Raw genomic sequence first — 22,601 nt, 5'->3', positions numbered from 1 at the left:
TAAATATCTTTCCAGTCGTCAGGAAGTAAATGTAGCAGAAGCGTTTTCATTATCGATACACTACGAAAGGGCAGAAGAATGGCCCGCCGGCTGTCACTGGACGAGCTCCCGATGCCCCCAGATCACTTCTCGCAGGTTGCGGCGACGATACTTCCCGAACCCGTCGACGAGTTGGCGGACGAGTACGACGACGTCGTCGGCGATCGCGATCGCTTTCTCTGGCAGTGGATATACACGCTTTTCCCCTCGTTCACCCTGTCGTGCGTGTCGTCGGAGCACGCCGAGACGGTTCGAGCGCAGAAGACCATCCTCACGATGTTCGTGACGCTCTTGGACGACCTCGCGGAAGTGGGACACGACCGGGAGACGTTCGAGGAGGCGTGCCAAATTCCGTACCGCTCCGAGACGGTGAATCTCGACCGAGACGGCGTCGACGCCGACCAACTGCGGTTCATCCAGCGGGTCTGGGGCGCCTTCGAGCGCGGCATCGAAGACGCGCCGAGACGCGACGAGTACAAGGACATCTTCGACTGCGACCTCCGGCAGACGCTCACCGCCATCGATTACTCCTGCGTCGTGAACGACCACGTCGAAATGGCGAACATTGCCGGAATCGAGCACTACGACCCCCACAACATGCTCATGTTCCCCTACGCGGACATCGACCTGATGTACTCCCCGGCGTTCGACGCCGCCGACCTCGCCGCGCTTCGCTCGGTCATCTGGGAACTGCAACGGATGGCGCGAATCGGTAACTGGACGACGACGTGGGAGCGCGAACTGCGGGAAGGCGACTACACCGCCGGACCGGTCGTCTACGCGCTGGAGAACGGTTTCGTCTCGTCGGACGACCTCGACCCGGACGACGAAGACGCCATCGCGCGGGTGACGACCACCATCGAGGAGAACGACATCGAAGACCGCTTCATCGCCGAGTGGCACCGGCGGTACGACGCGGTCACGAACCGGGAGGAGCGAACGGAGAGCGTCGATATCGAGTCTCTCGTCGATGGGATGCGGACGGTGCTCGCCTACCAACTCGCCGCGCGCGGTCTGAAGTAGTCGATCCCGCGCCGTTTTTTCTCGGCCGTCGAACCCTTCAGAAGGTGCTCCTCGGCTTCGTAGCCCTCGGTACCTCGATTCGAAAAGGGCGGCCGAAGGGTGTGATGAATCGAATAACGCTATATCAAATACGGTCGCCTCGGAACGGGCGACGGAGACCGCGGAGCATCGCGGTCGCTCGGCGGAGTCGCCCTCGGTCGATGGATTTTCGGAACTCACGCCAGCGCCACGTCGAGGTAGAGCATCACGACGACGCCGAGCATCATCCCGAGGGTCGCCGCGCGCTCGTTTCCGCGGGCGTGAGTCTCGGGGACAATTTCGTCGCTGATGACGAACAGCATGCCGCCCGCCGCGAATCCCATCGCGTACGGGAGGAGGGGCATCGCCGCCTGGACGGCGAACGCGCCGAATACGGCGAGCGGAATCTCGACCAGTCCGGCCCGGATGCCCGCGACCGCGGCGTAGAAGAGCGACCCGAACCCGGCGTTGCGCGCGGCGATGGAGACGGCCAGCCCCTCCGGGACGTTCTGGATGCCGATGGCGAGCGTCAGCGCGAGCGCGTCGGCGAGGTTGCCCGCCCCGAAGCCGACGCCCACCGCGAGTCCTTCCGGCATGTTGTGGAGGGTGATGGCGACGATGAAGAGGAGCACGGAGGCGGTTCGCGGGTCGGTCGAACCGTTCTCGCGGACGTCGCCGGTGACGACGACGTGGACGTGCGGCACCCACTGGTCGGCCTGATCCAACGCGAGGACGCCGAGGGAGAGTCCGACGACGACCGGGATGACGCCGCCGGCTTCGATACCGGGGAGGATGAGGCTGGTGAAACTCGCGGAGAGCATCACGCCGGCGGCGAATCCCAGCGCGGAATCGAGCGCGCGCTCGGAGGGGTCGTTCCAGAGGAGGACGAGGAGCGCGCCGAACGTGTTGAGCGCCGCGATGATGATACCGCCGGCCAAGCCCCACACGACGCGATTTCGCCCGACCAACTTGACGAACAGCTCTTCCACCATATCGGGGTTACGCTGGGAGAGGAATCGCGAGGACAAAAATCCGGCGTCTGTCGGGCGCGTTCGCTCGGAAACCGGCGAGCGGGAATCGGCGAACCGTCGAGTCGGCGAACCGAGCTTTATGTCGTTCGTCGCCGTTGTGAAACCCGATGACGAACACTGGGGCACGCGAACTGTCACGCCTGCGCTACGCGAAAAACGACGCGGATTTCGAGAGCGACGGGACGCGGTGTGCCGGGTGGCTGTACTCGCCGGAGGGCGTCGCGAATCCGCCGGTCGTCCTGATGGCGCACGGGTTCGCCGGGGAGCGAACCTTCGGCCTGCCGGCCGTCGCCGAGCGGTTCGTCGCCCGCGGGTTCGCAGTCTTCCTGTTCGATTACCGGAACTTCGGCGACAGCGACGGCGAGCCGCGGAATCTCGTGAAACCCTCGCGGCACGTCGCGGACTGGGAAGCCGCCATCGACCACGTCCGGGGACTCGACGCCGTCGACCGCCGGAAGATAGCGCTCTGGGGCACGTCGTACAGCGGCGGACACGTCATCGAGGCGGCGGCGAACGACCACCGCATCGCCGCCGTCGTCGCGCAGATTCCCTTCGTGGACGGGCGGGCGGTAACCCGCGAAGCGGGCGTCAAAAAGGTGTTGAAGGGGACGATAGCGGGGGTGCGCGACCTCGTCCGGAAGTACACATTTCGAAGTCCCTACACCGTGCCGGTCGTCGGCGACCCGGACGAGTTCGCCGTGATGAACGCGCCGGGCGCGAAAGCCGGGATGGAGCGCATCGTCCCGGACCCGCCGACGTGGGAGAACGAGGTTCCGGCGCGCGCCTTCCTCGACATCCCGTTCTACCGCCCGCTATCGGTCGTCGAGGAGGTGACCTGTCCGATGCTCTTTCTGGCGGGGCGGGACGACGACATCCTCCCCGCGGCGTCCGTCGAGAAGGCCGCGGAGCGCGCCGACGCGACGTACGTCGAACTGCCGATCGGTCACTTCGAGGTGTACGACGGCGCGTTAGCGGACGCGGTGGGGTACGAGACGGCGTTTCTCGACCGACATCTGCGCGAACAAGTATATTTCTCCTAGAAGTATGAGAATTAATATAGCTAGCTTTATTCGCCGCCAATTTATATTATATTACCAGAGCATGAGTAGAACGTCTGACGAGCGAAGTGACGTGCTCTCGCTCGACGAGATCTTCGACGTACTCGTCTCCCCTCGTCGGCGAAAGGCGCTGTACGTCCTCCGCGAGCGGTCGGAACCGGTCGACGTCGACGACCTCGCCGGGGCGGTGGCGACCGAGATGGGGGTGGACGCGGATCGGCAGGGTCGAATCGCCGTCTCGCTGGACCACACGCACCTTCCGAAACTCGAACAGGCGCGACTGGTGGACTACGACCGGGAGACGGGGATCGTCGAGTTGAACACCGTTCCGCGCCAGTTCGAGCGCTACCTCCGGTACGCGGCCGAAGACGACGAGCGAGCGCGAGGGAACGGCGCGGCCGACCCGAGCGACGCGAAGGCTCAGTAGAGTCCCCCGAGGAACCACGCACCCCCGCAGAGTACCGAACCGCCGACGAACAGGAGATAGTTCGCCGCCGAATCGCTCGAGAGCGTCAGGTCGAGCGTGTAGTGTCTGTCCGAGACGGGCCAGAACGGCCTGATTCCCATCGGAGTGAGCACGTCCGCGACGAGGTGGGCGACGACGGCGAGCAACCCCATCGACGCCCCGAATCCGGCGAACCACGGCCCCGCGAGGAGTCCGCCGACGACCCCGGCGACGAGGCCGACGGCCGCCGCGAAGGCGAGCGAGTGCGTCGGCCCTCGGTGGCGCACTCGTTCCGTCTTCGAGTCGAGGTCGGGGAGCATCGTCATCGCGAGGAGGGCGATTCCGCCGACGAGCGCGCGGTCGGCGAGTCCCCCCGCGACCAGCAGGAAGCTGATCGGCGAGTAGAGCGCGAGCGCGACCCCGTAGTGGCCCGGACGATACACGGTTCTACCTCGGGTCGCACGCGGTTAACCGCGGCGGCGGTCGGTACGGAAACCGGTTTTACGCACCCGCCCCTTGCTCCCGGCATGGACGAATCGACGGTCGTCGTCACGGGCGGCACGCGAGGAATCGGGGAGCAGGTCGCACGCGCGTTCGCGGACGAAGGCGCGAGCGTGGTCCTCTGCGGGCGCGACGCGGACGCGGTCGAAGCGACCGTCGCGGACATCGAGTCGGCGGGCGGGGACGCGACGGGACTGCGGACCGACGTGCGCGACGAGTTCGACGTGGAGCGACTGATGGAGACCGCCGCCCGGTCCGACGACGGCATCGACGCGGTGGTGGCGAACGCGGGCGTCTACCACGGCGCGCCCGGCCGGACGCCGCTCGCGGCCGAGTCGTACGCCGCCTTCGACGACACGTTCAGAACCAACTGTCGCGGGGTGTACGCCACGGTTCGTGAGGCCGTCCCGCACCTCGCGGAGGACGGGCGAGTGCTGGTGACGACCGGCGGGGTCGGCCATCAGGCGAAGGCGGGTTACGGTTCCTACGCGGTGTCGAAGGCCGGAGCCGAGGCGCTGGTGCGCGGCTTTTCGGCGGAACTCGACCGGACGGTCGCGGGCGTCGACCCCGGCACGGTCGCCACGGAGATGACGGGCGGGGAGGGACGCGACCCGGAGGACGTGGCCGGACTGTTCGTCTGGGCCGCGACGGAGGCGACGGGGATAGACGGGGACGTCGTCGGGTTGAAACGGTGGCGAGAGGCGACGAAGGAGTGAGGTTCGCCTCCGCGTCGGCCGGTCGTCCGCGACGAGCACCGCGTCCGTTTGGAGCCGAAATGTTAAGTCAGCCCTGTGAGAAGTGGGCGTACATTCGGATGGCGAGCGAAGATACGGAGCGAACGCACGCACCGGAACTCCCGCAGGCGGTGAACCGGTGGCTGGACGAGAGAGCCGACGAACTCGGTCTGTCCCGCCAGCGACTGCTCTCCGAACTGCTCGCCGCCCACCGCGCCATCGACGAGGACGACGCGCTCGACGAGGAACTCGCCGACGTGCGCGACGAGTTCGCGGAGAAGCTGACCGACGTGCGAGAGCGCGTCGTTCAGATAAAACTGGAGACGGACGAGAAAGCGCCGGCCGACCACGACCACCCCGATTTGCGGGCGGAGTTGGAGGCGGTCGAGCGCGCCGCGAGGGAGATCGACGCGCTCGCCGAGCGCGTGGCGGAGAACCGCGAGCGGACGAGCGCAGGGTTCGAGAACTACGAATCGGTGCTCGAGTACCTCACCGAGACGACGGACGAACTGGAAGACGGACTCGACGTGCTCGCGCGGGCGCTGGTGTCCGTCCGCGACCAGACGCGCACCCTCGCCGCGCGGGACGCGAAGCGGGCGGCGACCGCGTCGCTCGCCCGCGCCGCCAACCGCCACGGGGTGAGGAGCGCCGAGTGCGGCGAGTGCGGGACGAGCGTCACCGTCGCGCTCCTCGCGGAGCCGTCGTGTCCGCACTGCGGCGCGACGTTCAGCGACGTCGAACCGAAGCGCGACTTCTTCGGCTCGCACACCCTCGTCGTCGGGGACCCGCCTGCATTGGAAGGCGAAACGCTCGACCCGGTCGCGGACGACGCCTTAGACGAGGTAGTCGACGAATGACCGAGAGAGGAGACGGAGCACACGGACGAGACGAACCGCTGGCCGACCTCGCCGCGGAAGTCGAGGCGCGCCGAGGTCGCGACACGGAGACGTTCGACGACGCCTTCACCGAGGAGCGCGTCGGCGATATCGACGTCGACGCCCTGTGGGACGACCTGCTGGCCGAGGACGGCGGCGAACTGGTCGTGGCCGCCCCCCGCGCGGGGAGCGAGGACGACCGCGACGTGCGAACCATCCCGAAGAGCACCTGCCACGGCTGCCCGCACGTGGGCGACCCGCCGGCGCTCCGCTGCACGCACGACGGAACCGACATCGTGGCGGTGGTCGACGCCGAACGGTTCCGCGTGGCCGACTGCCCGATGGTCGTGGACGAGGTCGACCCGCTCGACGGATGAGCGGTCTCACCGAGACGGTCCTCTCGTTGGTCGCGCAGTACGGCTTCGTCGCGGTGTTCCTGTTCGCGTTTCTGGAGTCCTCGATGCTGTTCCCGTTCCTGCCGAGCGAACTCGTCCTCCCCTCGGCGGCGGCGCTGCTCGTGCGCGGGCCGGCCGGATTCGCGCTGTTCGTGCTCGCGGCGACGGCGGGAACGACGGTCGGCGCGCTCGTCCCGTACTACGTCGGCCACGAGGGCCACGAGGCGCTCGACCGCTACGGGCGCTACGTCCGCGTCTCGGAGCGCGAAACCGACCGCGCGCGTCGGTGGTTCAGACGGTGGGGCGAACACTCCGTGCTCTGGGGTCGCTTCCTCCCCGTCCTGCGCTCGGTCATCTCGATTCCCGCGGGATTCTCCGAGATGCGCCTCCGCAAGTTCGTCGCCTACACGACGGTCGGGGCGCTCCTGTTCAACGCGGCGGTCGCGGGGCTGGTGTACATGGGTCAGGAAGACCTGCTCCACGCGTTACCGTGAGCACTCGGCGGGCCGCGCCGTCGAAAACTCGTGGCGCTTTTGAGGCTCTGGGCGCTACTCGAGGTATGCAATTTTGCGACGACTGCGGTTCCATGATGAAGTCCATGGGATCGAAGATGGTCTGTGCGAACGACGACTGCGGGGCGACGACCGCGAAGGACGAGGAGCGCGCGAAGCGGTTCGTCTCCACGGAGGAGCAGGGGGACTCGGAGGTCATCGAAACCGAGGAGGGCGCGGACTTCGAGGGCAAGCCCACCGCGAAGGACGTGACCTGCGACAAGTGCGGCCACGACGAAGCGTGGTACACCATCAAGCAGACCGCCTCCGCCGACGAACCGCCGACGCGATTCTTCAAGTGCAAGGAGTGCGGCTACCGCTGGCGCGAGTACAACTGAAATCGAACCGTCGAAGCGTCGTCGATAGAAAGCGAATCGGAGTCGGCGTCTCAGCCCTCGATGTCGGAATCGCAGGCCGGACAGACGTGGCTTCCGTCGGCGTCGTTTGTCGTCCCTGTCCACCCGCACTCGGGACACAGAAGGAGGTTCGACATCCGATTCGACCATTCGGTTCCGTCCAGTTAACGCTACTCCCTCCGCGCGCCGAACGGTCTCCGTTGTGGAATTACCGGAACGTCGCAGTTTTCCCCTCGGACCGACGTTTTACGTACAGTGACGACTACTACCCGGTATGCGATTGCATGCCAGAGACGTGCGACAGGACGTACGCGAACTCGCCGCCCTGTTGGGCGACGTGCTCTCCCGGCAAGCATCGGCCGAGGCGTTCGATACGGTCGAAACCTTGCGGACGGGGGCCATCGATTACCGGCGCGGTGACGCCGCCTCCAGAGACGCGCTCCGGAACGAAATCGCCCACCTCTCGCCGGAACGCACGGGCCACGTCGCCCGCGCGTTCGCCACCTACTTCGAACTCATCAACCTCGCCGAGGAGCGCCAGCGCGTGCGGGCCATCCGCGAGGGGACGCAGGCCGGAACGCTGGAGGACAGCCTCCGCACCACCGCCGAGACGCTCGCGGAGGAGGACGCCGACTCCGAGACCGTCGAGCGCGTGCTGGAGGATGTGAACGTCGTCCCGACGTTCACCGCGCACCCGACCGAGGCCCGCCGAAAGACGGTAAAGGCGAAGCTCCGCTCGGTCGCGTTCCTGCTCGAAGAACTGGACGAACACCGCCTCACCGACCGCGAACGCGAGCGAATCGAGCGACGACTGGAGAGCGAGATAACGAACCTCTGGGAGACGCGACAGGTGAGAAAACGACGCCCCGAGGTGGCGGACGAGGCGCGGAACGTCCTCTGGTACCTGGAGAACGTCCTCTTCGACATCGTCGGCGAAGTGTACGACGAACTCGAACGGACCGTCGGCCAGGAGTTCGACACCGACGTTCCGGAACTGTTCGCGTTCCGGTCGTGGGCCGGGAGCGACCGCGACGGCAACCCGTTCGTCACGCCCGAGGTCACGGCGGAGACGCTCGAGCACCAGCGCGAGAGCGTGCTGGCGCGCTACCGCGACGAACTGAAGCGACTCTCGGGCGTCCTCAGTCAGGACGGCGACCGGGTCGAGACGAGCGACCGGTTCGAATCGAGCCTCGACTCCGACCGGGAGCGATTTCCGACCATCGCCGAGCGGGCGACCGACCGCTACCCCGACGAGCCCTACCGCCAGAAACTCGCCCTGATGCGCGAGCGAATCGACCGCGTCGGGAGCGTGCGGCCCGGCGGCTACGAGGACGCCGACGAACTGCTGGCCGACGTGGACGTCATCGTGGACAGCCTCAGAGCGAACGGCGCGGAGAGCGTGGTCGAGACGGAGGTCGAACCGCTCCGGCGGCGCGTCGAGACGTTCGGGTTCACGCTCGCGGCGCTCGATTTGCGCGACCATCAGGAGAACCACACCCGAGCCATCGCCGAGGCGCTGGAGCGCGAGGGCATCGACTACGAGTCGATGGACGAGGACGAGCGCGTCGAACTGCTCACCGAGGCGATTCTGCAGGACGAACGGCTCATCGACCTCGACCCGTCCGGCCTCTCGGACGCCGCGGGACGGGTGCTGACGCTCTTTTCGGAGACCGCGGACTGGCAGCGGGAGTACGGACGGGAGGCCATCGACACCTACTGCATCAGCATGACGGAGGAGCCGAGTCACGTCCTCGAAGTGCTGTTCCTCGCCGACCAGGCCGGCATCGCGGAGTTGCCGGGGTACTGCGGACTGGACGTGGTTCCGCTGCTCGAAACCGAGTACGCCCTCTCCGGCGCTCGGCGCATCGTCGGGACGCTGTTCGAGAACGACGCCTACGCCGCCGCCCTCGACGCTCGCGGGGGAACGCAGGAGATAATGCTCGGCTACTCCGATTCGAACAAGGAGAACGGCTTTCTCGCCGCGAACTGGAGCCTCTACCGCAATCAGAAGCGCCTCGCCGACATCGCGGACGATTACGACGTGACCCTCAGACTGTTCCACGGGCGGGGCGGGTCGATATCGCGGGGCGGCGGCCCGATGAACGAAGCCCTCCTCGCGCTCCCCCGCGAATCCGTCTCGGGGCAGGTGAAGTTCACCGAGCAGGGCGAGGCGATCGCCGAGAAGTACGCCAACCCCGCCATCGCGGAGCGCAACGTCGAGCAGATGTTGGACGCCCAGATTCGCGCTCGGTACAACGCGCTCCGGGCGGGTAACGAAACCGTCCCCGACGAATGGACCGCGGCGATGGACGCCGCCGCGGACGCCGCCCGCGACGAGTACCGCGACTTACTCGAAACCGAGGGGTTCGTCGGGTACTTCGAGGAGACGACGCCGATTCGGGTCATCGAAGACCTCAACCTCGGCTCCCGGCCCGCGTCGCGGTCGGGCGAGCGGAGCGTCGAGGACCTCCGCGCCATCCCGTGGGTGTTCTCGTGGACGCAGTCGCGCTGCATCCTGCCGGGGTGGTACGCCCTCGCCGCGGGACTCGACGCGTACCTGGAGGACGGCGGTGATATCGATACCCTGCGAGAGATGTACGACGAGTGGTCCTTCTTCCGGACGACGCTGGACAACGCGGCGACGTCGCTCGCCCGAACCGACCTCGAAATCGCGGCGGAGTACTCGACGCTGGCGTCCGCCGACCTGCGCGAGGAGTTCTTCCCCCGACTGCGGGCGGAGTACGACCGGTGCGTCGAACTCGTCACCGACATCACGGGACGAAGCGACCTCCTCGACCGCGAGTGGCTCCGCGAGAGCCTCTCGCGCCGCAATCCGTACGTCGACCCCCTCAACCTCCTCCAGGTGCACCTGCTCCGGCAGACGCACCTCACCGAGACCGAACGACGCGCCCTCCGACTGACGGTGACCGGGGTCGCCGCCGGAATGAAGAACACCGGCTGAGTCCTCCGCAACAAAGATTACGGACGTTCGCGTCGTCCGTGATTCGGGGGGAAACGATGACAGGACTCGACAGACGTCGATTTCTCCGACTGGCGGGAAGTTCGGTCGGACTCGCCGGCATCGCCGGGAGCGGAACCGCACAGCGACTGAACCGGACGAACCGACGAATGGTGTTCCGGGACACGCCCAAACTGTCGGACGCGTACCTGAACCGAATCGTGCTCGTCACCGAGCGGTCGGACGCGCGCGACCCGAACGTACCGCCCGTGGGTCGGTGCGGGTTCGGCGACCCGTGGCCGCCGGAGAACGTGGACGTGTACCAAGGCATCATCGTCGAGTGGCGAAACGAGGACACCGCGGGCTTCTTCGGCACGAACCCGACGGTTCGCGCCCAGAAGCTCGTCCGCCGCGAACTGTACGTCGAGCGCCGCGAGACGCCGGTCGAACTCGGGACGACGTTCGTCATCGGGAACGTCGTCCGGTGTCCGAGCGAGTTGGTCGGCGTGGAGGCGAATCAGATTCCCGGCATCCGGATTCGAACCGGGCCCGGGAACGAAAGCGGCGTCGGGTGAACCACGTCGGACGCCGGACGGGGACTTCGAAACGGCGGGTCGCCTTCGTCAGGGCGTGAACACCGCCCTGACGCAGTCGTCCTCCTTGTGCTTGAACAGGTCGTAGCCGCGCGGCGCGTCCTCGAGCGAGAACCGGTGCGTCGCCAGGTACGACGGGTCCATCTCGCCTTCCGCGGCGTGCTCCAGCAGTTGCGGGACGTACCGCTGTCCGTGCTGTTGGGCGGTGCGCACGGTGATGCCCTTGTTCATGATGACGCCGAGCGGGAACTTGTCCATCACGCCGTAGACGCCCAGTATCGACAGCGTGCCGCCCTTCCGGCAGGCGACGATCGCTTGGCGCAGCGCCTCGCCCCGGTCGGTGTGCAGGCGCAGCGACTGCTTCGCGCGGTCGTAGGCGTGGGCGATGCCGGTTCCGTGGGCCTCCATCCCCACCGCATCGATGCAGGCGTCGGGACCGCGACCGCCGGTCAGCGCCTTGAGTTCGTCGACGACGCCGTCGACCTCGGTGTAGTCGATCGTCTCGGAACCGGCCTCCTCCCTCGCCATCCGCAACCGCTCGGGGAAGCGGTCGATGCCGATGACGCGCTCGGCACCCACGAGGGAGGCGCTCTGTTGGGCCATGAGCCCCACCCCGCCGCAGCCCCAGACGGCGACGGTGTCCCCGGGTTGGATGTCGCAGAAGTCGGCTCCCATGTAGCCGGTCGGCCACGCGTCGGAGGCGAACAGCGCCTGCTCGTCGCTCAGTTCGTCGGGGACGGTAAAGCAGTTCTCGTCGGCGTGGGGGACGCGAACGTACTCGGCGTGCGCCCCCGCGTAGCCGCCGAAGGCGTGCGTGTAGCCGTAGATTCCGGCGGTCGGATATCCGAGCACCGGCTCCTGAAGCTCCGCGTTCGGGTTCGTGTTGTCGCAGAGCGACCAGAGGTCGTCCCGACAGAACCCGCAGTTACCGCACCCGACGAACGACGGGACGACCACGCGGTCGCCCTCCTCCACCGTCTCCACCTTGCGTCCGACCTCCGCGACCTCGCCCATGAACTCGTGGCCGATGACGTCCCCCTCGCGCATCGTCGGGAGGTAGCCGTCGATGAAGTGGAGGTCGGAGCCGCAGGTCGTGGACATCGTCACCCGCAGGACGACGTCGCGCGGGTTGACTATCTCGGGGTCGGGCACGTCCTCCACGCGGAGGTCGTTGACCCCCTCCCAGCAGAGCGCCCTCATACCCTATCACCGCTCCCGCGGGCGGACGGGTTGCGTTCGAGCGTCGGAATCTCCCCGGTCTCGGCGAGGCTCTTGAAGCGGCGGAGCGCCTTCCTCGTAATCGTGTCGGGGACGACGCCCAGGCGCTTCATCGCCGCGTCGCCGAGCGCGCCGCCCGGCGGGTCGAAGCGGAATCTGAGCGTCACCTCCGTCCCGCGGTCGTCCGGGGCCGAGCGAAAGCGCACCGACCCTTCGTTAGGTATCGCCGCGCCCTCGACCGATTCCCAGCGCAGGAACTCGCCGGGACGCTCCTCGACGATCCGAGAGTCCCACGCCACGTTCCGCCCGAGCGAACCGCGCAGCGTCCAGTGTTGCGCGTCCTCGCCCGACGAGGAGACCTCCGCGAAGTGTCCCATGACGCGCGCCAACCGCTCCGGGTCGCGCCAGAGGTCGAACAGTTCGTCCGCGGGTCGGCCGACGGTGATGGAGCGCTCCACCTCCGTCGCGTCGGCGGGCGCTCCGACTTCGGGTCGGTCGCGGTCGGTGGCGCTCGTTCCGAGCGCTCGGAGCGGACGGCCGCGCCCGCCGACGCCTCGGTAGAACAGCCAGCCGCCGACGAGCGCCAGCGCCGTCCCGCCGAGCGAGCGTCGCTTGAGGCCGAGCGTCAGGAGCGTCCCGCCGAGGGCCGCGGAGGCCATCCGCGCCCCTCGGTTCGCGCCGGTCTTCGAGGTCTCGGAGGCCGGTGAAGACGTGGTTCTCATTGACATGTGATAACTTCCCCCATCGGGAACTTGCTAGGGTCGTTATTGTACTTTGTGACCGCCGCGGTCGCCCCGCGGTGCGCGACGGTTCGAAAGCCGGACGAAGAATCGAGTAATCTTTCCGCGCGCGCGACCGAGGAGCGACCGTGAGTACCGACACGCCGGTTCGCGTCGAGGTGCATCCGAACCGCGAGGCGGTCGTGGAGTTCGACCCCGACCTCACGTTCGAGTGCGTCGATAGCTGCACGTGGTGCTGTCACCACGGCGTCCTGCTGTACGACCGGGAGTTCTTCGAACTCGGCGACCGAGCGAATCTCGACGATGCGACGACGCGGTTCCGCGGCGAGGATTTCGTCCGGCGCGAGGAGAAGGACCACGAGCACGCCGCCGAGGACGGGCGGGCCTGTCACTTCCTGCGCGAGGACGGCCTCTGCGAACTCCACGCCGAACACGACTGGAAACCGGCGCGCTGTTCGGTCTACCCGCTCTCCGTCCGCCGCGAGGGCGGCGAGATTCGCGTCGACGTTCGCGACTCGGCGTGGGAACACTGCGAGGGGATGAACGTCAGCGAGCGCAAGGTCATCGATAACTTGGACGCCTTCCTGCCCGAGTACCTCTGGGAACTGTCGAACCCGGACTCGGAGCGCGAACTCTAATCCTCGCCGGCGAGGGCGTCCTCGCGGAGTTCCCGCCCGCGCTCGGTTTCGACGCTCAGTTCGGGCACCCGCGTCGGCTTCCCGTCGTCGCCCACCGCGACGAAGACGAAGTACGATTCGGTGGTCTGTTCTCGCTCCCCGGTTCGAGGCTCCTCGCGGAACGCTCGGAGCCGCACCTTCACGCTCGTCTTCCCGGCGTCGTAGACGTACGACCGGATGACCGTCGTGTCGCCGACCGGAATCGGGCGGTGGAAGTCCATCTGGTCGACGCTGGCGGTGACGCAGGTTTCGCCCGCGAAGCGCATCGCCGACATCGCGCCGATTTCGTCCATCCACTTCATCACGATGCCGCCGTGGGCGGTCTCGTAGTTGTTCGCGTGGTTCGGTTGAACGCGCTCCCGGTTCTCGATGTAGGTGTCCATCAGCGTCGACATGCGGATGGCTACCGTCAGTGCGCGGATAGTCCTTGTGCCGAACGGCGACGGGGGAGCGTCACGAACCGGCGACGGTCGCCCACCCGACGAAGACGACCAGCGCGCCGAGGGCGGTGCTGGCGACCGCGTGGACGCGAAGTTCGTCGAGGAGCTGGTGGGCGTCGTCGCTCAACTGCGCCACCTCGTACACCTCGCCGCCGAGTTCGCACCGGGGGAGGAAGTCCATCGCCACGTGGAGGAAGACGCCCGCGGCGAATCCGAAGACGAGGCCGTTCACGGCGTCGTTGGAGGGGAGTTGGAGGAGCGCCGAGAGCGTGGCGGCGATGCCCACGCCCGCGGCGGGCAGGAGGAGGACGGAAGCCGGTTTCCCCGCGCGTTCGAGTCGGTGGGCCGCGACGTAGCCCGCGGGTCCCTTGTGCGAGACGATGGCGAGGCCGAGTAGCAGTCCAAGGTCGGGCAAGTTCCCGTAAACGAGGCCGATGATGGCCCCCGCCGCGAACGAGTGGGCGGTCAGTTCGACGGCGGCGTGGTCGAACGGAACGTCGAGGTGGGTCGCCCGGTGGCCGACGGTGTGCGCGCCGAATCCGGTGAGAACGCCGAGCGCGATGCCGAACCCGCCGAACTTCGGGTGGTGTCCGATGGCGTCGGGAACGATGAAGACGGCGGCGCTGGTTATCATCGCGCCGCTGGCGAGGCCGAACGCCCAGACGAGCTTTTTCGCGTGCGCGGCCTCACCCCCTCGCGCGCCGAGCGCGGCGGCCCCCGCCATCGCGCCGAACGCCACCCACCCGACGGTGAGAACCTTGTCGAGGCCCGCGGACATCGCCAGGCCCGAGAGGACGACGAGCGCGGCGAATCCGGCGAGTCCCAGTCGAGAAAACCGTGGCATGGTTATTAACTCAAAATCTTATGTTAATAAGCCCGTCGCTTCTCGGCCGGAAGGCTGTTTTCCGGCGGCGAACTGGTCACGAGTAACGCGGTCGTGGTCCGATGCGCGCGCTCCAGTTCACGTGGCGGGACTGTCTGTTCGCCCACTGGCGAGTCGACAGCCGCGACCTCCGAACCGCCGTCCCCGATTCGCTGGCGCTCGACACCCACGACGGGCGGGCGTGGGTCAGCGCCCTCGCGTCGACCGTCGAGGACGCCCGACCGCCGGGGGTGCCGGCGCGGTTCGGAGCGACCTTTCCGCAGGTCAACTTCCGAACCTACGTTCGACTCGGCCGCACGCCGGGCGTCTACTTCCTCAGTCTCGACACCACCAGTCGACTGGCGACCCGCCTCGCGCGGACGCTCTACCGACTCCCGTACTACCGCGCGAACGTCGCCGTCGACTCGGGAGACCCCCGCCGCGTTCGCAGTCGGCGCGTCGACTCCGGCGGGCCACCCGCCGAGTTCGAGGCGACCTACCGACCGACCGGGTCGGCGACGACGCCGAAGTCGGGGTCGCTCTCGCACTTCCTCTCGGAGCGGTACCGCCTGTTCGTTCCGCAGGCCGGGATGCTCACGGCTCGGGTCGCGCACGACCCGTGGTACCTCTACGAAGCGGACGGAGAGGTGTTGGCGTCGTCGCTGTTCGAGGCGGTCGGACTGTCGGCCCCGGACGCGGAACCGCGGGTTCGGTACTGTCCGCGGATGGAGTTTCGCGTTCACGCGCCGACGCGATTGGACGGGTAGACCGGGCGACGAATAACGCGCCGACGACCGTCGACGACCGCCGAGAAGAACGACGTGCGGTTTCGAGCTATCGAATCTTGCGGACGTTGCTGATGTCCAACCCGTCGTCCCGAATCTCGGTCTCGAACTGGATGATGTCCTCCGCTTCGATGCGCGAGAGGACGCCCCGGAACTCCCGGACGAACATGGTGCGGGAGCGTTCGTTGCCCCCCTGCTCCCACTCGAAGCGGATGGTGCCGTCGGTCGCACCCATCAGGCCCCCCACCTGCGTGTCCGTGAGGCACTCGCGGTCGACCAGCACGAGGATGAGGCCGCCCCACGCCCGCGAGGCCTTCTTCATCCCCTTGACGAGCATGGTCACCTCGTCCCAGTCCACCTGCTCGTCGGGCAGCGAGATGAGGTCGGTGAGCGAGTCGACGACGACGAGGCCGTCGGTCGCGTTGTCGGTGAGGTACTCGCCGAGGGCTTCGAGGACGCCCCGACGGCCGTGGCTCCGTCCGAGGTCGGCGATGGTGCGACGCTTTTCGACGTACCAATCGCGCGGAATCGGACTCAGTCCGAAGTACTCGGACGAGAGGTCTTCGAACGCTATCGACCGCACGCCGGCGTCCACCAGTTCCTCATCGATGGTGTGGGTTATCTCCTCGCGGATCTCCGGTTCGCCGGCGGTGAAAGAGACGTAGTGAATCTCGTCCGGGAGCGACGCGCTGGAGTCGACCGACCCGTAGTGGAGTTCGAACAGGTCGGGGTCGACGTGTCCGAGGGCGTTCATCGTGGCGCTGGTGTACGCGAACTCGCGCGCCCCCGCCCCTGCGTCGCCCGCCAGTAGGACGACGCTTCCGGGGGGCGACCCGCCGCCGATGAGCGAGTCGAACTGCGAGACGCCGAACGGGACTCGGTTCATGCGACCCTCTCTCAGTCACGCGTCTTACAGTTTACGCTCGCGCCGCGGTTACGGGGCCGTGCGACCCGCACGTCGCCGCCGACGCCCGCCGCGTCGAGGGCCGCCTCCGCCGCTTCGACCGCCGCGTCCGCTCGCCCTCGGGTCGTCACGCCGTACACCGCGGGACCCCACGAGGACTGGCCCGCGCCGAAGACGGACGGGGACGCCTCCATCGCCGTCACCAGTTCGCCGACCGGCGGCCGGTAGACGCCGCCCTGCTCGTCGGCGTACCACGCGCCGTTGAGGCGGCCGATCTCCGCGACCGCGCTCCCGAACGTCTCGGGGTCGTCGCCCGCGACGGCCGGGAGCGCCCGCCGGAGGAGCGTCGCCGAAACCTCGTCCGCGATGGCGGGGTCGGCGCGCTCGACCACGGAACGCATGCTCGCGTCCTCGTCGTCGCCGCTCCGCCCCGACTCCGCGTCGGGGAGGACGACGACGAACCGCCAGTCGTCCGGGACGTCGTGACGGGCCACCACGGGCGGAACGAGCCACTCGCCGCGGGCGGGGCGAGCGGTCGTGAACCGCTCCGTGGGGTGGCCCGCGTCCACGACGAACCCGCCGCCTTCGAACGTCGAGACGCCGACGCCGCTCCGTCCGCCCCTGTCGAGCGCGGGCGCGTTCTCCCGAACGTTCGCGGGGCGGTCGTGCGCGCGCGCGACCGCGGCCAGCACCGCCAGCGCGAGTTGCGTCCCGCTTCCGAGTCCGACGTGTCCGGGGAGCGCGTCGCGGACGCGAACGTCCGCCCCGGCGATCCCGAGGAGGTCGGTCGCCCGGCGGGCGTACCGGTCGGCGCGCGGGTCGTCGCACCGAACCTCGTCGGCGGAGCGGGCCTCGACCGAGACGGTCGGCGACTCCAGCGCGACCCCCAGACCGCCGTACAGTCGCTCGCGGGCGAGCGAGAGGTTCTGGAAGCCGAAGTGGAGGCGCGCTCCGACCGTCACCCGTGCCATGCCTACACGTCAGTGGAGGGGAAGAAAGGGGGTTTCGGCAGTGGCAAATTACCGCGGTGTGTCGCGCGAGGACGGTACGTTACCCCTGCAACGTGTCCATCACGACCTCCGCCGCCCGCTTCGCACCGTTCTCGTAGCTCGGAGGGTTCGGCGGGTGGCGCACCGCGCGCGCGACGTGCGGAATCGAGTGTTCGACCTGAAAGCCGCGAAGGCCGCGACGCTCGATGACGCGCGAAACGCCGTGCTGTTCGTCCGTGAAGGGGTAGACGATGCAGGGCGTTCCGGCCACCGCGGCCTCCATCACGGTCGAGTAGCCCGAACAGACCACCGCGTCGGCGGCCCGAATCCACGGGAGGAGCGACGAGGCGCACTCCCAGTCGTCGCCACCGACGAGCGTGACGGCGTGCCCTTCGTTCCGAAGCGCCCGCGCGAGTTCAGCGAAGTTCGTCGAGTAGGTGCTCGGGACGACGAGGACGCCCACGTCGTCCGGCGCGGTTTCGCCGTTCGGTTCGAGCGCGACGGGGGGGATGTGGACGACGCCCGGCGGGTCGCCTCGGTCCGGGGGCCAGACGGCCGGGAAGAGGAACGCCCGGGCGACGGAGAGCTGGTAGCGGTTGAGGAGCCACGTGAACCCCTGCTCGACGGCGGCGTCGTAGTAGGTGGCGGCGTTGTGCGTGAGCACGTACAGCGGCGTGCCGGTGCACTGCGCCGCCATCGCCGCGAACATGTCGTCCGTGACGAGGGCGTCGGGGTCTTTCCGGCGAAGCCAGCGGGCGAGATCGAAGACCCGCTTCGCGCTGTTGGGAACGCTTCGCGTCACCACGTCGAACAGCGACCCGCCCTGATAGTCGCCGATGTAGTCGACCGTCGCCGGACGGTACACCTCGTATCCGTTGTACTCGATGAACTGCGACCCCGGCCCACCCCCCGCGATGACGATATCGATTTCCGGCCCTTCCAGTGCCTGTGCCACTGCGAGCATCCGAGTCGCGTGACCCGCGCCCTCCGGATAGTGCGCGATGGCGACGGTCCGGCTCATGGGGAAGTGTCTACTCTCCCGTGGCAAGTATATTTGGATTTTGTTGGTTCATCCACAAACTGAGCGGAGCGATCGAATGTAGCCGGCGAGGTGGTGAGTGCGACACCGCCGAGGAATTCCGCGGCTAACGCGTGGGTTCGCGCTGAACAGCCCTCTCGGGAGGACGACCGACCCTTGGCAGTACTCGTTTCCGTCGCTCGGTCGGAGGAGCGCCGCAGCGCGGCGCTCACCGTTCGTACTCCGATCGAAGAATGGGACCGCCGAGAGTCGAACTCGGGTCCTACGGACCCCATCCGCAGAGGATACCACTACCCCACGGTCCCGCGCGTTTCGAGAGAGGCGAGTCCCCGAGTTAAGCCCTTCGTTTCACTCCCGTTCGCGCGGGACGACGAGGTCGCCGTCGTCCCGGACCGCCAGACTGGCGAGGGGGTCGTTCTCGTACGCCGCGACGCCGTGATACCGTCCGACGACGTAGCCGTCGTGTTCGCTCTCGACCGTCGCCTTGCGCTCGCCGTGGGGCGTCACGATGTCCGCGATGGCGTCGCCCGCCTCGAAGGCGTCCCCCGCCTCGACGCGGTGGCGAACGATTCCCGGCGCGTCGGTGTGCGGGTGGACCGCGCGCTTGACCGGGAACTCCACGGGCGCTTCGAGTCCGGTCGGTTCGGGGTCGCCCGGGAGCATGTCGAGTTCGCGCATGACGTTCAACAGCCCCGTCACCCCCTTCGCTCGGGTGTCCTCCTCCACCACCTCGAAGCCGCCGAGTTCGACCGTGAAGGCGGGAATTCCCGCGTTGTTCAGCGCCGCGCCCGCGGTCGAACGCTGGAGGTTCTCTTCGACGTACTCGTCGGCGGCGTACTCGTTGACGACCGGGAAGTCGTAGGCGTCGACGAGTCGTTCGAGTTCGTCCGCGAGTTCGCGGGCCTCGTCCTCGCTCCGCTTCTCGCCGTAGAGCACCCGGTCCCGGATGGCGAACGGAATCGAGCCGACCTGCGCGGTGTGGAGGTCGACCAGCGCGTCAGCCGACTCCGCGAAGGCGTCGTAGATTCGCCCGTCGATGAGTTCCTGCACGCGGGGCGGGCGCGACCCCTCGGCGTCGAGGTCGGGGAAGTAGCGGTTCGGGTCGTCGCCGTGGTAGTACGACGCCCGGTCCGTCCGGCGGAGACCCGCCGGGTTGAGGTTCGGGAGACAGACGACGGTGCCCCGAATCCGCGATTCGAGGTTCTCCTTCATCACGTCCTGCGCCGCGGCGAGGGCGGTCACCTCGTTGCCGTGAATCGACGCCGTTATCCAGAGCGTCGGGCCGTCTTCGTCCCCTTCGGCGAGGAGCACCGGCAGTCGCTCGGGGGTGCCGGTCGGGAGGTCGGTAACGTCCAGCCACCCGGTGACGAGTTCGCCGGGCTTCGATTCCGCGGTGCCGAGTTGCATACCGGGGGAGAGTTCCGCGGGCGCTAAAAACCCGCGCGAACCGGCAGGAGGCGAAACGAAGCGATGATGGCGGTCGAACGTCGACGATACCGGATGAGCCCACCGACGCTCCGGCGAATCGACTGCGTGCTGTACACCGTTCCGGAAGCCGACTTTCCCGACGCCAAAGCGCACTACGAGACCGTGCTCGGCCTCGAAAAACTGTGGGAACGACCCGACCAAGCCGGGTTTCGAATGGACGACCACGAGGAGGGCGTCGCGGAAATCGTCCTCTCGGCCGAGATGAACGTGCCGCAAGGACTCGTCCACTACCTCGTGGAGAGCGTGCGGGAGACGGTGGAGTACTTCTCGGACCACGGGTACGAGGTCGTCCACGGGCCGGAGGAGATTTCGGTCGGAAGCGTGGCGACGATTCGCAACGAGTGGGGCCACGAGTTCGACGTGCTGGACTTCGAGGGCTAGACCAGCACGCGCTCCAACTCGACGACTTCGCCCGTCTCCGCATCGGGGTCGCCGACCATCCTGCCGAGACAGACCGCCGCACCGTTCGGCGTGAAGCAGGCGACGAGTTGGTCGTTCTCCGCGTCGTCCGCGTCGATGACGCCGGGCGCGTACACCTGCGCGCCCTGCGCCACTTCCGCCGCCGCGCTCGGCGCGACGGTCACGCTCGGAAGGTGCGTCAGCGCGCGCTCGGCCGGCAGAACGGTCTCGCGCAACCAGTCGTCCCTCCCCTCCTCGCGCCACCGACCGAGCGCGTCCGAGAGGTCGTGGAGGGTCACGAGGTCGGCGTCGTCGAACGGGTCGGTCGCGGTTCTGCGCAGGTGCCCCATGTGCGCGCCCGTCCCGAGCGCGAGTCCGAGGTCGTGACAGAGCTTCCTGACGTAGGTGCCGCTCTCGCACCGAATCCGGAGGAGCGCCCGCCTGTCGCGCACCTCCAGCACGTCCAACTCGTAGATCTCGCGCACGCGAAGTCGGCGCGAGACGGCGCTCTTTCTGGGCGGCTTCTGGTACAGCGGTCCCTCGAACTCGGCGGCTATCGCGTCGACGTCCGCGGGCGGTTCGTCGTGCAGTTCGAGCACGGAGACGTACTCCTTCGACCCTTCCAGGAAGACCTGCGAGAACCGGGTCGCCGTACCCGTGAGGACGGGGAGGCAGCCCGTGACCTTGGGGTCGAGCGTGCCGGCGTGCGCCGCCCGCTCGACGTCGCAGAGGTCGCGCACCCACGCAGCGACCTGATGGGCCGACGGGCCGGGGGGTTTGTCGAGGTTGACGACGCCGAATTCGAGGAGTTCGGCGGGCGAGCGGTCGTCCGGTGGGCCACGCAGGGACATCAGAAGTCGTAGGAAACGTCGGTGATGGGCTGTTTCCCCTCGTCCGCCTCGGGGTCGTAGTCCTCGATGGCGGTCGTCAGCATGTCGATGATGCCATCGGTGCTCCACCGCGCGGTGTTTATCGTGAGGTCGTAGATGGTGAGGTCGCCGATGTCGATGCCGTAGTACTCCCGGTAGCGCTGGGCCTCGCTGCCGGCGCGAGCGCGGGTTTCGGTTCCGGCCTGCTCGACGGATTTCCCCTCGCGGTCGGCGATTCTGGCGGCGCGCACGTCGAGCGGGGCGTCGAGCCAGATGCGAAAGTCGGCGTGTTCACCCGCGAGCCAGCCAGCGAGGCGGGATTCGAGCACGAGGTCGTCGCGTTCGACGGCGATTTCGCGGAGTCGCCTGTCGAGATCGCGGTCGATCCCCTCGTCCTCCTCGGCGAGTTTGTTGAACTCCAGCGGCGTCAGGTCGCGCTCCGCGGCGAGTTCGCGGAAGATGTCGCCGCCGCTCACGTGCTCCAATCCGAACGCGTTCGCGAGTCCCTCGGCGGTCGTGCTCTTCCCGCTCCCCGGCGGGCCGGAGACTGTCAGTAGCATATCTCCTCTCGAACGAGGACGAAGAAAGAGGTTTTGTTACGTCGGCGTCGTCTGGATGTTCAGCGCCTTCCGGATGAGCTGCGTGAACGCCATCGAGCAGAGGAAGTACCAGATGATCCACGCCTGCATCGGGCCGAGGATGCCTTTTTGCCAATCGAAGGGACCGCCCGCTATCGGGAGGATGATCTTTTGGGGGACGACGGCCGGCGTTTGGCCCCCGATTCGCCAGTACATCCAGAGGAAGACCGGGATGGTGAGGAACATCGTCCACACCATCGGGCGGAACTGCTCCTTGAACATGCCCGCCTGGTCGCCCATCGCCTCCATCTGCTCCTCGCGGATGCGCTGCATCGCCTGCTCGTCGCCCTTCTCCTTCGCTTCCTTCTGGCGCTGCTGGATGTCCTTCATCCGCTGCTGGTACGCGCCCATCTTCTCCATGTTCATCAGGTTGTCCTGGAGGAGCGTCGAGTAGAGCCCCGTCAGCATGGCGAGAATCATGATGACGACGTAGAAGGGGAGCGCCGCCTCGACGGGACCCATGAACACGTCGACCGCCCCGCCGACGACGGCCCGAACCGACTTCAGCGAGTACCCCGCGAACAGGCCGATGCTCGCCACCGCCGCGAGTTTGTCCCACTTGGACCACGTCGTGGACTCCATCTCGTCGATATCGGCGGAGGACGCGGCGGACGCGGCGGACGCGCCGCTTCCGTCCGAATCGTCGAGCGCGCTCTCGACCGCGTCGGCGTCCGCGAGTTCGAAGCCGCGGTCGCCGTCCACGAGGATTCCCTTTTCTATGAGCCGACCCCACTGGCCGCTGGTGAGTTCGTCGCTCACGTCGCCCCACTCGACCTCGTTCGACCCCGCGTCGGTGCGCTCGTACACGACCGACAGGGCGTCGGCCATCGCCGGGTCTTCGGCGATGAGCGATTCCACCTTCTGCGCTGTCCGTGCCATTATCACGCGTTTGGAATCCGCCGTTAATCAACCTTCGCCATCGACACGACGAGATGGCGGCGGGCGGCGCGACCTCGGGGACGCTCGCCGGCGCGG

27 protein-coding genes and 1 tRNA gene are annotated in these 22,601 nt (G+C 67.8%); 13 read left to right on the top strand and 15 right to left on the bottom strand.

Annotated elements, in window-relative coordinates; translation table 11 throughout:
• Nucleotides 1-111 precede the first annotated feature (111 nt).
• Nucleotides 112-1,062, top strand: coding sequence for a hypothetical protein (locus LIX00_RS13895; RefSeq protein ID WP_227353784.1), 951 nt, complete (start codon nucleotides 112-114; stop codon nucleotides 1,060-1,062).
• A 215-nt stretch (nucleotides 1,063-1,277) separates the two neighbouring features.
• Here the strand turns inward: LIX00_RS13895 and LIX00_RS13890 are convergent, their stop codons facing one another.
• Nucleotides 1,278-2,072, bottom strand: coding sequence for a ZIP family metal transporter (locus tag LIX00_RS13890; protein WP_227353783.1), 795 nt, complete (start codon nucleotides 2,070-2,072; stop codon nucleotides 1,278-1,280).
• 146 nt (nucleotides 2,073-2,218) lie between these two features.
• Between LIX00_RS13890 and LIX00_RS13885 the strand changes: the two genes are divergently transcribed.
• Together LIX00_RS13885 and LIX00_RS13880 are read left to right on the top strand one after the other, a co-directional pair.
• Nucleotides 2,219-3,151, top strand: coding sequence for an alpha/beta hydrolase (locus tag LIX00_RS13885; RefSeq protein ID WP_227353782.1), 933 nt, complete (start codon nucleotides 2,219-2,221; stop codon nucleotides 3,149-3,151).
• A gap of 61 nt (nucleotides 3,152-3,212) precedes the next feature.
• Nucleotides 3,213-3,596 carry a DUF7344 domain-containing protein gene (locus LIX00_RS13880; protein ID WP_227353781.1) on the top strand — a complete coding sequence of 128 codons (384 nt, stop codon included), beginning with the start codon at nucleotides 3,213-3,215 and terminating at the stop codon, nucleotides 3,594-3,596.
• On the opposite strand, the gene LIX00_RS13875 is transcribed toward LIX00_RS13880, so the two are convergent.
• A complete protein-coding gene (locus LIX00_RS13875) occupies nucleotides 3,590-4,057 on the bottom strand; it encodes a metal-dependent hydrolase (protein WP_227353780.1) in 468 nt (155 codons plus the stop codon). The two genes, LIX00_RS13880 and LIX00_RS13875, sit on opposite strands and share 7 nt — an antisense overlap.
• 84 nt (nucleotides 4,058-4,141) lie before the next feature.
• On the opposite strand from LIX00_RS13875, the gene LIX00_RS13870 reads away from it, so the two are divergent.
• The 5 genes from LIX00_RS13870 (at nucleotide 4,142) to LIX00_RS13850 (ending at nucleotide 7,008) form a co-directional block, all read left to right on the top strand.
• Complete coding sequence (locus LIX00_RS13870; protein WP_227353779.1) at nucleotides 4,142-4,831, top strand: SDR family NAD(P)-dependent oxidoreductase; 690 nt, start codon at nucleotides 4,142-4,144, stop codon at nucleotides 4,829-4,831.
• A gap of 98 nt (nucleotides 4,832-4,929) precedes the next feature.
• Nucleotides 4,930-5,706 (top strand): hypothetical protein, encoded by a 777-nt coding sequence (locus LIX00_RS13865; protein ID WP_227353778.1) that lies wholly within the window; start codon nucleotides 4,930-4,932, stop codon nucleotides 5,704-5,706.
• Entirely contained in the window at nucleotides 5,703-6,101 is a 399-nt protein-coding gene (locus LIX00_RS13860; protein ID WP_227353777.1) for a DUF8135 domain-containing protein, read from the top strand. The genes LIX00_RS13865 and LIX00_RS13860 overlap by 4 nt, the downstream gene beginning before the upstream one ends.
• A complete protein-coding gene (locus LIX00_RS13855) occupies nucleotides 6,098-6,613 on the top strand; it encodes a DedA family protein (protein ID WP_227353776.1) in 516 nt (171 codons plus the stop codon). Before LIX00_RS13860 ends, LIX00_RS13855 begins: the two co-directional genes overlap by 4 nt.
• Nucleotides 6,614-6,678: 65 nt before the next feature.
• The gene (locus LIX00_RS13850; protein ID WP_227353775.1) at nucleotides 6,679-7,008 is read left to right on the top strand and encodes a transcription factor S; all 330 of its coding nucleotides are present in this window, start codon (nucleotides 6,679-6,681) and stop codon (nucleotides 7,006-7,008) included.
• Between the two features lie 50 nt (nucleotides 7,009-7,058).
• On the opposite strand, the gene LIX00_RS26505 is transcribed toward LIX00_RS13850, so the two are convergent.
• A complete protein-coding gene (locus tag LIX00_RS26505) occupies nucleotides 7,059-7,163 on the bottom strand; it encodes a transposase (protein ID WP_227353774.1) in 105 nt (34 codons plus the stop codon).
• Nucleotides 7,164-7,300: 137 nt separating this feature from the next.
• On the opposite strand from LIX00_RS26505, the gene ppc reads away from it, so the two are divergent.
• Both ppc and LIX00_RS13835 read left to right on the top strand, forming a co-directional pair.
• On the top strand, nucleotides 7,301-9,988 hold the full coding sequence (gene ppc, locus LIX00_RS13840; protein ID WP_227353773.1) for a phosphoenolpyruvate carboxylase: 2,688 nt from the start codon (nucleotides 7,301-7,303) through the stop codon (nucleotides 9,986-9,988).
• Between the two features lie 56 nt (nucleotides 9,989-10,044).
• On the top strand, nucleotides 10,045-10,560 hold the full coding sequence (locus LIX00_RS13835) for a hypothetical protein (RefSeq protein ID WP_227353772.1): 516 nt from the start codon (nucleotides 10,045-10,047) through the stop codon (nucleotides 10,558-10,560).
• 48 nt (nucleotides 10,561-10,608) lie between these two features.
• Here LIX00_RS13835 and LIX00_RS13830 read toward each other — a convergent pair whose 3' ends face one another.
• Both LIX00_RS13830 and LIX00_RS13825 read right to left on the bottom strand, forming a co-directional pair.
• Nucleotides 10,609-11,778, bottom strand: coding sequence for a zinc-dependent alcohol dehydrogenase (locus LIX00_RS13830; protein WP_227353771.1), 1,170 nt, complete (start codon nucleotides 11,776-11,778; stop codon nucleotides 10,609-10,611).
• On the bottom strand, nucleotides 11,775-12,524 hold the full coding sequence (locus LIX00_RS13825; protein ID WP_227353770.1) for an SRPBCC family protein: 750 nt from the start codon (nucleotides 12,522-12,524) through the stop codon (nucleotides 11,775-11,777). The genes LIX00_RS13830 and LIX00_RS13825 overlap by 4 nt, the downstream gene beginning before the upstream one ends.
• 140 nt (nucleotides 12,525-12,664) lie before the next feature.
• Here LIX00_RS13825 and LIX00_RS13820 point away from each other — a divergent pair, with 140 nt between their 5' ends.
• Nucleotides 12,665-13,174, top strand: a complete 510-nt coding sequence (locus LIX00_RS13820; RefSeq protein WP_227353769.1) for a YkgJ family cysteine cluster protein — start codon at nucleotides 12,665-12,667, stop codon at nucleotides 13,172-13,174.
• Here the strand turns inward: LIX00_RS13820 and LIX00_RS13815 are convergent.
• Entirely contained in the window at nucleotides 13,171-13,608 is a 438-nt protein-coding gene (locus tag LIX00_RS13815; protein ID WP_227353768.1) for an acyl-CoA thioesterase, read from the bottom strand. The genes LIX00_RS13820 and LIX00_RS13815 overlap by 4 nt on opposite strands.
• Nucleotides 13,609-13,666: 58 nt before the next feature.
• The gene (locus tag LIX00_RS13810) at nucleotides 13,667-14,497 is read right to left on the bottom strand and encodes a ZIP family metal transporter (RefSeq protein WP_227353767.1); all 831 of its coding nucleotides are present in this window, start codon (nucleotides 14,495-14,497) and stop codon (nucleotides 13,667-13,669) included.
• Between the two features lie 101 nt (nucleotides 14,498-14,598).
• Here LIX00_RS13810 and LIX00_RS13805 point away from each other — a divergent pair, with 101 nt between their 5' ends.
• Nucleotides 14,599-15,282 (top strand): YqjF family protein, encoded by a 684-nt coding sequence (locus LIX00_RS13805; RefSeq protein WP_227353766.1) that lies wholly within the window; start codon nucleotides 14,599-14,601, stop codon nucleotides 15,280-15,282.
• Between the two features lie 67 nt (nucleotides 15,283-15,349).
• On the opposite strand, the gene LIX00_RS13800 is transcribed toward LIX00_RS13805, so the two are convergent.
• From LIX00_RS13800 to LIX00_RS13780, 5 genes are all read right to left on the bottom strand, one after another.
• Nucleotides 15,350-16,186, bottom strand: a complete 837-nt coding sequence (locus tag LIX00_RS13800; protein ID WP_227353765.1) for an RAD55 family ATPase — start codon at nucleotides 16,184-16,186, stop codon at nucleotides 15,350-15,352.
• 11 nt (nucleotides 16,187-16,197) lie between these two features.
• Nucleotides 16,198-17,175 (bottom strand): beta-ribofuranosylaminobenzene 5'-phosphate synthase family protein, encoded by a 978-nt coding sequence (locus LIX00_RS13795; RefSeq protein WP_227353764.1) that lies wholly within the window; start codon nucleotides 17,173-17,175, stop codon nucleotides 16,198-16,200.
• 79 nt (nucleotides 17,176-17,254) lie between these two features.
• Complete coding sequence (locus LIX00_RS13790) at nucleotides 17,255-18,214, bottom strand: glycosyltransferase (protein ID WP_227353763.1); 960 nt, start codon at nucleotides 18,212-18,214, stop codon at nucleotides 17,255-17,257.
• A 252-nt stretch (nucleotides 18,215-18,466) separates the two neighbouring features.
• A tRNA-Pro gene (locus LIX00_RS13785) sits at nucleotides 18,467-18,537 on the bottom strand.
• A gap of 43 nt (nucleotides 18,538-18,580) precedes the next feature.
• Nucleotides 18,581-19,639 carry a succinylglutamate desuccinylase/aspartoacylase family protein gene (locus LIX00_RS13780; RefSeq protein WP_227353762.1) on the bottom strand — a complete coding sequence of 353 codons (1,059 nt, stop codon included), beginning with the start codon at nucleotides 19,637-19,639 and terminating at the stop codon, nucleotides 18,581-18,583.
• Between the two features lie 93 nt (nucleotides 19,640-19,732).
• Here LIX00_RS13780 and LIX00_RS13775 point away from each other — a divergent pair, with 93 nt between their 5' ends.
• Nucleotides 19,733-20,101, top strand: coding sequence for a VOC family protein (locus LIX00_RS13775; protein WP_227353761.1), 369 nt, complete (start codon nucleotides 19,733-19,735; stop codon nucleotides 20,099-20,101).
• On the opposite strand, the gene LIX00_RS13770 is transcribed toward LIX00_RS13775, so the two are convergent.
• The 3 genes from LIX00_RS13770 to LIX00_RS13760 are packed head-to-tail and all read right to left on the bottom strand — an operon-like array spanning nucleotide 20,098 to nucleotide 22,505.
• Nucleotides 20,098-20,970, bottom strand: a complete 873-nt coding sequence (locus LIX00_RS13770; RefSeq protein WP_227353760.1) for an RNA-guided pseudouridylation complex pseudouridine synthase subunit Cbf5 — start codon at nucleotides 20,968-20,970, stop codon at nucleotides 20,098-20,100. The two genes, LIX00_RS13775 and LIX00_RS13770, sit on opposite strands and share 4 nt — an antisense overlap.
• On the bottom strand, nucleotides 20,970-21,548 hold the full coding sequence (gene cmk, locus LIX00_RS13765) for a (d)CMP kinase (protein WP_227353759.1): 579 nt from the start codon (nucleotides 21,546-21,548) through the stop codon (nucleotides 20,970-20,972). Before cmk ends, LIX00_RS13770 begins: the two co-directional genes overlap by 1 nt.
• Before the next feature lie 36 nt (nucleotides 21,549-21,584).
• Nucleotides 21,585-22,505, bottom strand: coding sequence for a DUF106 domain-containing protein (locus LIX00_RS13760; protein WP_227353758.1), 921 nt, complete (start codon nucleotides 22,503-22,505; stop codon nucleotides 21,585-21,587).
• Nucleotides 22,506-22,601: the final 96 nt, after the last annotated feature.

The organism is Haladaptatus salinisoli, from assembly GCF_020614375.1.
Lineage (GTDB): Archaea > Halobacteriota > Halobacteria > Halobacteriales > Haladaptataceae > Haladaptatus > Haladaptatus salinisoli.
The sequence above is the reverse complement of the archived record's forward strand: the minus strand, read 5'-3'. Positions and strand labels throughout refer to the sequence as shown.

Bases quoted from the DNA above. Each gene is read 5' to 3' on its own strand.
- LIX00_RS13895 (WP_227353784.1), top strand. From the start codon at position 112: ATGCCCCCAGATCACTTCTCGCAGGTTGCGGCGACGATACTTCCCGAA.
- LIX00_RS13890 (WP_227353783.1), bottom strand. From the start codon at position 2,072: ATGGTGGAAGAGCTGTTCGTCAAGTTGGTCGGGCGAAATCGCGTCGTG.
- LIX00_RS13885 (WP_227353782.1), top strand. From the start codon at position 2,219: ATGACGAACACTGGGGCACGCGAACTGTCACGCCTGCGCTACGCGAAA.
- LIX00_RS13880 (WP_227353781.1), top strand. From the start codon at position 3,213: ATGAGTAGAACGTCTGACGAGCGAAGTGACGTGCTCTCGCTCGACGAG.
- LIX00_RS13870 (WP_227353779.1), top strand. From the start codon at position 4,142: ATGGACGAATCGACGGTCGTCGTCACGGGCGGCACGCGAGGAATCGGG.
- LIX00_RS13865 (WP_227353778.1), top strand. From the start codon at position 4,930: ATGGCGAGCGAAGATACGGAGCGAACGCACGCACCGGAACTCCCGCAG.
- LIX00_RS13860 (WP_227353777.1), top strand. From the start codon at position 5,703: ATGACCGAGAGAGGAGACGGAGCACACGGACGAGACGAACCGCTGGCC.
- LIX00_RS13855 (WP_227353776.1), top strand. From the start codon at position 6,098: ATGAGCGGTCTCACCGAGACGGTCCTCTCGTTGGTCGCGCAGTACGGC.
- LIX00_RS13850 (WP_227353775.1), top strand. From the start codon at position 6,679: ATGCAATTTTGCGACGACTGCGGTTCCATGATGAAGTCCATGGGATCG.
- LIX00_RS26505 (WP_227353774.1), bottom strand. From the start codon at position 7,163: ATGTCGAACCTCCTTCTGTGTCCCGAGTGCGGGTGGACAGGGACGACA.
- ppc (WP_227353773.1), top strand. From the start codon at position 7,301: ATGCGATTGCATGCCAGAGACGTGCGACAGGACGTACGCGAACTCGCC.
- LIX00_RS13835 (WP_227353772.1), top strand. From the start codon at position 10,045: ATGACAGGACTCGACAGACGTCGATTTCTCCGACTGGCGGGAAGTTCG.
- LIX00_RS13830 (WP_227353771.1), bottom strand. From the start codon at position 11,778: ATGAGGGCGCTCTGCTGGGAGGGGGTCAACGACCTCCGCGTGGAGGAC.
- LIX00_RS13825 (WP_227353770.1), bottom strand. From the start codon at position 12,524: ATGTCAATGAGAACCACGTCTTCACCGGCCTCCGAGACCTCGAAGACC.
- LIX00_RS13815 (WP_227353768.1), bottom strand. From the start codon at position 13,608: ATGTCGACGCTGATGGACACCTACATCGAGAACCGGGAGCGCGTTCAA.
- LIX00_RS13810 (WP_227353767.1), bottom strand. From the start codon at position 14,497: ATGCCACGGTTTTCTCGACTGGGACTCGCCGGATTCGCCGCGCTCGTC.
- LIX00_RS13805 (WP_227353766.1), top strand. From the start codon at position 14,599: ATGCGCGCGCTCCAGTTCACGTGGCGGGACTGTCTGTTCGCCCACTGG.
- LIX00_RS13800 (WP_227353765.1), bottom strand. From the start codon at position 16,186: ATGAACCGAGTCCCGTTCGGCGTCTCGCAGTTCGACTCGCTCATCGGC.
- LIX00_RS13795 (WP_227353764.1), bottom strand. From the start codon at position 17,175: ATGGCACGGGTGACGGTCGGAGCGCGCCTCCACTTCGGCTTCCAGAAC.
- LIX00_RS13790 (WP_227353763.1), bottom strand. From the start codon at position 18,214: ATGAGCCGGACCGTCGCCATCGCGCACTATCCGGAGGGCGCGGGTCAC.
- LIX00_RS13780 (WP_227353762.1), bottom strand. From the start codon at position 19,639: ATGCAACTCGGCACCGCGGAATCGAAGCCCGGCGAACTCGTCACCGGG.
- LIX00_RS13775 (WP_227353761.1), top strand. From the start codon at position 19,733: ATGAGCCCACCGACGCTCCGGCGAATCGACTGCGTGCTGTACACCGTT.
- LIX00_RS13770 (WP_227353760.1), bottom strand. From the start codon at position 20,970: ATGTCCCTGCGTGGCCCACCGGACGACCGCTCGCCCGCCGAACTCCTC.
- cmk (WP_227353759.1), bottom strand. From the start codon at position 21,548: ATGCTACTGACAGTCTCCGGCCCGCCGGGGAGCGGGAAGAGCACGACC.
- LIX00_RS13760 (WP_227353758.1), bottom strand. From the start codon at position 22,505: ATGGCACGGACAGCGCAGAAGGTGGAATCGCTCATCGCCGAAGACCCG.